At 50.1% G+C, this 8,398-nt stretch carries 6 protein-coding genes and 1 rRNA gene; 1 reads left to right on the top strand and 6 read right to left on the bottom strand.

Annotated elements, in window-relative coordinates; translation table 11 throughout:
• Window positions 1-82, top strand: a 5S ribosomal RNA gene (gene rrf, locus OGY08_RS25315); the annotation flags it as partial.
• A gap of 89 nt (window positions 83-171) precedes the next feature.
• On the opposite strand, the gene OGY08_RS14270 is transcribed toward rrf, so the two are convergent.
• The 6 genes from OGY08_RS14270 to OGY08_RS14245 form a co-directional block, all read right to left on the bottom strand.
• Window positions 172-930 carry an amino acid ABC transporter ATP-binding protein gene (locus OGY08_RS14270; RefSeq protein ID WP_125362916.1) on the bottom strand — a complete coding sequence of 253 codons (759 nt, stop codon included), beginning with the start codon at window positions 928-930 and terminating at the stop codon, window positions 172-174.
• Window positions 931-937: 7 nt separating this feature from the next.
• Window positions 938-2,041 carry an amino acid ABC transporter permease gene (locus OGY08_RS14265; protein WP_063941628.1) on the bottom strand — a complete coding sequence of 368 codons (1,104 nt, stop codon included), beginning with the start codon at window positions 2,039-2,041 and terminating at the stop codon, window positions 938-940.
• Between the two features lie 9 nt (window positions 2,042-2,050).
• Complete coding sequence (locus OGY08_RS14260; protein ID WP_079934965.1) at window positions 2,051-3,232, bottom strand: amino acid ABC transporter permease; 1,182 nt, start codon at window positions 3,230-3,232, stop codon at window positions 2,051-2,053.
• A 69-nt stretch (window positions 3,233-3,301) separates the two neighbouring features.
• Window positions 3,302-4,327 (bottom strand): amino acid ABC transporter substrate-binding protein, encoded by a 1,026-nt coding sequence (locus OGY08_RS14255; RefSeq protein ID WP_008785976.1) that lies wholly within the window; start codon window positions 4,325-4,327, stop codon window positions 3,302-3,304.
• Window positions 4,328-4,787: 460 nt separating this feature from the next.
• Window positions 4,788-5,009, bottom strand: a complete 222-nt coding sequence (locus tag OGY08_RS14250) for a lipoprotein (protein ID WP_125362917.1) — start codon at window positions 5,007-5,009, stop codon at window positions 4,788-4,790.
• A gap of 270 nt (window positions 5,010-5,279) precedes the next feature.
• Complete coding sequence (locus tag OGY08_RS14245) at window positions 5,280-8,393, bottom strand: efflux RND transporter permease subunit (protein ID WP_008785975.1); 3,114 nt, start codon at window positions 8,391-8,393, stop codon at window positions 5,280-5,282.
• Between the last annotated feature and the right edge of the window lie 5 nt (window positions 8,394-8,398).

Here is an 8,398-nt window from a genome sequence, read left to right as displayed (position 1 = left end):
CCATGCCGAACTCAGAAGTGAAACGCCGTAGCGCCGATGGTAGTGTGGGGTCTCCCCATGCGAGAGTAGGGAACTGCCAGACATCAAATAAGTGAAAAGGCCATCCGAAAGGATGGCCTTTTTGCATTTATACGCGGAAATCAGCCGGAACTGTATCCGGCATATATATATTTAATGAATAACCTGCGATAAAAACGCGCGAGTGCGTTCCGATTTGGGGTGAGCAAAAAACTCATCCGGTGGTGCCTGTTCCACAATCTCGCCAAGATCCATAAAGATCACCCGGTCAGCTACTGTGCGGGCAAAGCCCATTTCATGGGTTACACATAGCATGGTCATGCCCGATTGCGCCAGACCTATCATGGTATCCAGCACTTCTTTTACCATTTCAGGATCCAACGCTGATGTGGGTTCATCAAATAACATGATTTTGGGTTTCATACACAGCGAGCGTGCAATGGCCACGCGCTGTTGTTGTCCACCAGAGATTTGCCCGGGATATTTATGTGCATGTTCGGCAATGCGGACCCGCTCAAGGTAGTGCATTGCCAGTACTTCAGCCTCTTTTTTCGGCATCTTTTGCACCCAGATAGGTGCCAGCGTGCAGTTTTGCAAGACAGTTAAATGAGGAAAGAGATTAAAGTGCTGAAAGACCATGCCAACTTCTTGTCGGACGCGCTCAATATTGCGGACGTCTTCATTGAGCTCAATCCCATCCACTACTATGCGTCCTTGCTGATGTTCTTCCAGATGGTTAATACAGCGGATAGTTGTCGATTTACCCGAACCGGAAGGCCCGCATAATACGATGCGCTCTCCCTGTTTTACCTTCAGGTTGATGTTTTTCAGGACATGAAACTGTCCGTACCATTTGTTGACGTTTTCCAGCGTAATCATCGCGTCGGTAGACGGCATTAATAATTGGCTCATAAATTCCTCAGTGCGGTGTACGCCCGGTGTTAAAACGTTTTTCCAGATGTTGGCTGTAACGCGACATACTGAAACAGAAGATCCAGTAAATCAGTGCAGCGAAAACATATCCTTCTGTCGACATACCCAGCCACGCAGGGTCCACAGTTGCCTGCTGTACGCTACTGAAGAGATCAAACAGACCGATGATGATGACCAGGCTGGTATCCTTGAACAGGGCGATAATCGTGTTAACCAGACCAGGGATAACCAGCTTGAGGGCTTGCGGAAGAATGACCAGCCCCTGAGTTTTCCAGTACCCTAGCGCCAGTGATTCCGCGGCCTCATACTGACCTTTCGGTAGGGCCTGTAGCCCTCCGCGAACCACTTCTGCGACATAGGCCGACTGGAAAAGAATAACGCCGACCAGCGCCCGGATAAGCTTGTCGATACTGGTTCCTTCGGACATAAACAGAGGAAGCATGACCGAGGACATAAACAGAACGGTAATCAACGGTACACCGCGCCAGAACTCAATGAAAATGACGGATAAAACCCGCACGACTGGCATATGGGAACGACGTCCCAACGCCAGTAAAATACCCCATGGAAGCGCGCCTGCAATCCCCACGGATGCAATAATAAGCGTCAGTGTTAATCCACCCCACTGCCGGGTTTCTACGCGTTCAAGCCCGAAAAAACCACCGTACATCAGCCACCAGACGACTATCGGATATATGACTGCCCAGATGGCGATATAACGGCCTCGGTGGGGAATGGTTTTCCAGAACATCGGAACAATAGAAACCAGACCAATTATCAGGGCCAGATTTACACGCCAACGCTGATCGTGTGGATAAAGCCCATACATGAATTGCCCGAAGCGTTCATGGATGAACACCCAGCAGGCTCCGGCTTTGGTACAGTCTGCCCGGGTAGAACCGACCCAGTTGGCCTGAAAGAATACCCAGTTCAATAGTGGCGGGAGAAATGACCAAATCAGCCATACGCATAGCAGGGTGAGCAGGCTATTTGACCAGCTGGAGAACAGGTTTTTACGCACCCAGAGTAGACTGCGGCTTGCCGGATTGCTGCGCTGGCGCGAGGGGTGAGACAGCAGTGCTTTTGTCATCATGGCTCCTTAGCGCTCAATCAGTGCAATACGGCGGTTATAAATATTCATCAGCAAAGAAATACTCAGACTGATGATCAGGTATACCGACATAGTGATGGCGATCGTTTCAATGGCTTGCCCTGTTTGATTGAGTACCGTGCCGGCAAACAGTGAAACCATGTCCGGGTAGCCAATGGCGGCTGCAAGAGAAGAGTTCTTGACGATATTCAGGTACTGGCTGGTCAGTGGGGGAATGATGACGCGTAGCGCCTGTGGAATGATTACCTGGCGTAGCGTCACCGGATTTGGCAGACCCAGCGAGCGTGCGGCTTCATGTTGGCCGTAAGGAACGGCCTGAATGCCCGCCCGAATAATTTCTGCAATAAATGCCGAGGTATATACCGAAAGCGCCAGAGTCAGTGCCGCCAGTTCAGGAATAAGCACCATACCGCCACGGAAGTTAAAACCACGGAGCGCGGGAATATCCCAGTGAAGCGCAGCGCCAAACATCCACTGTGAAATCACCGGTAAAAGTACGATCAACGCCAGAGCCGTGGGCCAGGTCCGACGTAGCTGACCGGTTTTGGTCTGATGCATTCTGTTGAAGCGAAATAATCCGATGGTGACGACGATAGCGATAACGACAGCGGTACAAAAGGCAAAAAAACCTTCTCCCATTTGCGGGGACGGAATATAGAGCCCCCGGTTACTCAGGAACATCAAATCCAGCGCGTTAACGGCCTGGCGTGGGCCGGGCAGATTACGTAATACGGCGAAATACCAGAAGAAGATCTGCAGCAGCGGCGGTATATTGCGGAACGTTTCGATGTAGATCGTCGAGAGCTTTCGCAATAACCAGTTATCTGACAGGCGTGCCAGCCCGAGAAAGAAACCGAGAATTGATGCGAAAACAATGCACAGTGCTGAAACTAACAGCGTATTGAGCAGGCCGACCACAAAGACACGACCATACGTATCGCCTTGCTCGTAATCGATCAGATGCTGGACAATGCCAAATCCGGCGCTGCGATCGAGAAAAGAAAACCCCGAGGTAATACCGCTATTGTTCAGGTTATTTATCGTGTTATGAATGAGATAGACCGCAATGCTGATAACCGCAATGACGGCGAGTATTTGAAATAACCAGGCGCGGACCGCAGGGTTAGAAAAGGATAACGATCCTTTTACGGTTGAGCGGCGATGGAACATAAGAAAACCTCAGTAACTATGACTCTGGGCTGAGCGCCGCAGTTGCGGCGCCCGTTACATCACTACGCATTAGCGCACCGGTGGCGCATACTGAATGCCACCGTTATTCCAGAGGTTGTTCTGTCCACGTTTGATCTTCAGCGGACTTTCCGATCCAACGTTACGTTCAAAGATCTCCGAATAGTTACCAACTTGCTTGATAATGTTGTAGGCCCATTTGTTATCAAGCTTCAGATCCTTGCCATAATCCCCTTCTTTACCCAACAGGTGTGCCATATCCGGTGTTGCTGGATTAGCCGCTTTTTCATCGACGTTTTTCGAGTTAACACCCATTTCTTCCGCATTTAGCATGGCGAACAGTGTCCAGCGAACAATGGAGAACCACTCATCGTCCCCGCGACGTACGACAGGTCCCAGCGGTTCTTTAGAAATAACTTCTGGCAGGACGATCCATTCCGCAGGATTGCTCAGCTTGATGCGTAGGGCATACAGCTGAGACTGGTCGGAAGCCAGCGTATCACAACGTCCAGATTCCAGAGCTTTGGCTGATTCATCCGAACGGTCAAAGGTGACAGGGGTGTACTTCATCTTGTTGGCTTTAAAGTAGTCGGCCACGTTTAGTTCGGTATCGGTTCCCGCCTGAATACAGACCGTTGCACCATCCAGCTCTTTAGCGCTCTTCAGGCCTGCTTTATTGTGGGTAAGAAAGCCAATGCCGTCGTAATACGTTACACCAGTGAAGGACATGCCCATACCGGCATCACGAGAAGAGGTCCACGTGGTATTACGAGAGAGCATGTCGACTTCACCAGACTGTAATGCGGTAAAGCGTTCCTTGGCGGTGAGCGGGGTATATTTTACTTTGCTATCATCGCCAAATACGGCGGAGGCAACGCCACGACATACATCAACATCAATACCCGAGAACTTGCCGCTTGCATCGGCGTAAGAAAAGCCAGGCAAGCCGTCGCTGATCCCACATTGCACAAACCCTTTTTTCTTTACGGCATCAAGTGTTGCGCCGGCATGTGCCTGATTTGCAACAGCAAGCAGCACACCGGCCGCAGCCAGGCTGGCGATTATCATCTTTTTCATAGAGCATCCTGTGTGGAGGAATTATTGTTATGGAAACGTTCTGAAAACGTCTTTTACCTGTCTGTGGCTTTGGCCATACTCTTTTAAGCAAAGGTAGTGCCAGTTTTTTGCGCCTGATTATTCGACGCAATATGCAGAGTGTAGACAGGAAAAAATAAATGCAGCGCCCTGAAGTGGTGCAAAATTGAAACGTAAGCCACATTTCGGCGCAAAAAATTTAAAAATCAGACAGGACGCGTGATAACGATTTCTGGCGTTAATATTAATGACGTGAGAATAATGAAAAGAAAATGTGGTGTTACGAAAAACAGAAAAAATGCTAATTTCAAATCGCGGATGTGTGAGTGAAATCTATAATAATTTTATTACATGTCAGGTTCTATTAAGCAACGTTTTGTCTTATATGCAGATTTTATGCTTATTGCTAAAAGCGCGGTAATAACCGCGCTTTTAAGATGATTTATTTGGTCAGGGCGACAATCCCAAGCGTCAGTCCGGCAACGGCTGCAGCACCACCGGCGATGGCTCCGGCTGTTTCCCAGTTATCCTGGGTGGTGCCTTTCATACAGGTATTGGTATGAACAAGGCGTCCCTGATCGTCGTATACAGGTACGCAAGGAGAATCGTGTGCACAGCCAGACAGGAATGCGGTAAGCAGTGCAACGGATATTAATCTTTTCATGGTGTTACCTCAAAATAAGCGTTTCGCTAATTAAGCAAAGACAAACGCTAAGCCATCTGCGAACTCGGCGATTATTTTACCACTTCTTAAAAAAGGACTGACATGAGGAATAATCTCAATTCATGTGGATTGTAAAAATAATGGATAAAAAGAAAGGCTGCAGGCGAGTTTAGAGGGATAGTTTAAATGAAATAAATGGCTATCTTACTAATAAATAAAGAGGAGCATCGTAGGTGAAAAAGGCGCCCGTAGACGCCTTTATTTTACAAATTAATCGTTGTGCCGACTAAAACGCCGTCTTACGACAACAAAGAAGACGGGGACGAAGAAGATAGCCAACAATGTTGCGGTCAGCATTCCTCCCATAACACCGGTACCGACCGCATTCTGCGCACCACTACCTGCACCGTGACTGATAACCAGAGGCATAACCCCCAGAATAAAGGCCAGGGATGTCATCAGGATAGGACGAAGACGCATGCGCGATGCCTCCAGCGTCGCTTCAATCAACCCCTTGCCTTCTTTATCCATCAGGTCTTTGGCAAACTCGACGATCAGGATGGCGTTCTTAGCCGAGAGGCCGATTGTGGTTAGTAAGCCAACCTGGAAATACACATCGTTATTCATCCCACGCAGTGATGCTGCTAACAATGCGCCCACAACACCGAGCGGTACAACCAGCATCACCGAGAAAGGAATAGACCAGCTTTCATACAATGCGGCAAGGCAAAGGAAGACAACGATTAGCGAGATGGCATACAGCGCAGGAGCCTGGTTACCCGACAGTCGTTCCTGATAGGACATCCCCGTCCAGTCATGACCAATACCGTTTGGCAGTTTTTCCGCCAGGCTTTCCATTAGCGCCATTGCTTCACCGGTACTTCTGCCAGGCGCTGCTTCTCCCAGCAGTTCCATAGAAGGCATACCGTTATAGCGCTCCAGGCGCGGTGAGCCGTAGATCCAGTGTGCGGAACTGAACGTGGAGAACGGAACCATTTCGCCATTGGCGCTACGGACATACAGATTATTGATGTCCTCCGGTAACATACGGAATTTGGCATCGGCTTGTACGTACACTTTTTTCACGCGACCACGGTCAATGAAGTCATTGACGTAATAGCCGCCCAGCGCAGCTGAGATGGTTTCGTTGATATCAGACAGTGAGACACCAAGCGCTTGCGCTTTCTCCTGATCGACATCCAGCTTGAACTGTGCGGTATCCTCGAGCCCGTTTGGACGCACACGAACCAGCAGGTCAGGGTGTTTGGCAACCATGCCCAGCAGTTGGTTACGTGCCTGGGTTAGCGCAGCATGCCCCAACCCGCCCTGATCAATCAGCTCGAAGTCGAAGCCCGTCGCGGTACCCAGTTCAACGATGGCTGGCATGTTGAAAGGGAACACCAGACCATCACGAATCTGACTAAACGCTCGGGTAGCGCGGGCGATAATTGATTCAACGTTATTTTCGTTACCGCTACGTTCTTCCCAGGGCTTGAGGCTGACGAACGCCATCCCTGAGTTTTGCCCCTGGCCGCTGAAGCTAAAGCCGTTAACCGTAAAGACGCTTTCGACGTTGGCTTTCTCGTTATTCAGGTAGTAGTGGGTGACCTGATCCAGCACTTTCTGGGTTCGCTCTTGCGTGGCGCCTGCAGGAAGTTGAATCATCGTCAGGAAGACGCCCTGATCTTCCTCTGGCAGGAAGGAGGTTGGCAGGCGCATAAACAGCACAGCCATCCCGATGACGATTATCAGGTAGACGACCAGGTAACGCCCAGTTTTACGCACAATACCGCTGACGCTATTGGTGTAGTGATTGACGCTGTGATCGAATTTGGCATTGAACCAGCCAAAGAAACCGCTTCTTTTCTCGTGATGTTCAGCTGATACGGGCTTCAGCAACGTTGCACAAAGTGCGGGAGTCAGGATCAGCGCGACCAGTACTGAAAGCGCCATGGCGGAAACGATGGTGATGGAAAATTGCCGATAGATAGCCCCGGTTGAACCGCCAAAGAAGGCCATCGGGATAAATACCGCAGACAGCACCATGGCAATACCAACCAGTGCTCCCTGTATTTGTGACATTGATTTTTCCGTCGCCTCTTTGGGCGGCAGATGATCCTCCATCATCACGCGTTCTACGTTTTCCACCACCACTATCGCATCATCGACCAATAGACCGATGGCGAGTACCATGCCGAACATCGTCAGGGTGTTTATTGAGTAGCCAAACGCAGCAAGCACGGCAAATGTGCCCAACAATACGACAGGTACGGCGATGGTTGGAATGAGCGTTGCCCGGATGTTTTGCAGGAACAAATACATGACCAGGAACACCAGCACGATCGCTTCAAACAACGTTTTTACCACTTCATGAATGGAGATGGTCACAAACGGCGTCGTGTCGTACGGGTAGACCACCTTCATTCCCTGTGGGAAGAATGGCTGCAGTTCAACCAGCTTGGCTTTAATCGCGTTAGCAGTATCCAGCGCGTTTGCCCCGGTTGCCAGCTTGATCCCAAGGCCGGATGCAGGCTTACCGTTAATACGCGCCACGACGTTGTAGTTTTCCCCGCCTAACTCGATACGCGCGACGTCTTTCAGGTGAACAACCGAGCCATCGCTGTTCACGCGTAACGTCACTTTGCCGAACTCTTCAGGGTCTTTCAGTCGCGTTTGCGCAATGATAGAGGCGTTCAGCTGCTGGTTAGGTAATGCAGGCGTACCCCCTAACTGACCTGCGGCAATCTGATCGTTCTGTACCTTCAACTGATTGATCACATCAACCGGCGTGAGCTGATATTTGTTCAATAAGTTTGCATCCAGCCAGATGCGCATGGCGTACTGTGCACCAAACAGCTGCACGTCACCCACGCCATTCAGACGGCTGATTGAGTCTTTAACGTTCGAAGCGACGTAGTCGGAAATGTCATCCTGTGTGGTTTGTGGGTTGTCAGAAACAAAACCCGCAACCATCAAAAAGCTGCTGCTGGATTTCTCAACGCTGATCCCTTGCTGCTGAACTTCTTGCGGCAGTAACGGAGTGGCGAGCTGCAGTTTATTTTGCACCTGCACTTGCGCGATATCGGGATCGGTACCGGACTGGAAAGTCAGTGTAATAGTCACACTTCCGGCCGAGTCGCTGGTGGAGGACATATACATCAGGTTATCGATACCATTCATATTCTGTTCGATAACCTGTGTGACTGTATCCTGAACCGTCTGTGCATCTGCACCAGGGTAGGTGGCAGAAATGGCGACCGCAGGAGGCGCAATGGTCGGGTACTGTGCCACGGGCAGTTGCATGATTGCCAGAGCACCCGCCATCATCAGAATGATAGCCAATACCCAGGCAAAGATAGGACGCCTGATAAAAAAGTTAGCCATGTCCG

It is taken from the genome of Citrobacter sp. Cpo069 (assembly GCF_030332785.1).
Lineage (GTDB): Bacteria > Pseudomonadota > Gammaproteobacteria > Enterobacterales > Enterobacteriaceae > Citrobacter > Citrobacter portucalensis.
This window is presented reverse-complemented; position numbering and strand designations above follow the sequence as displayed.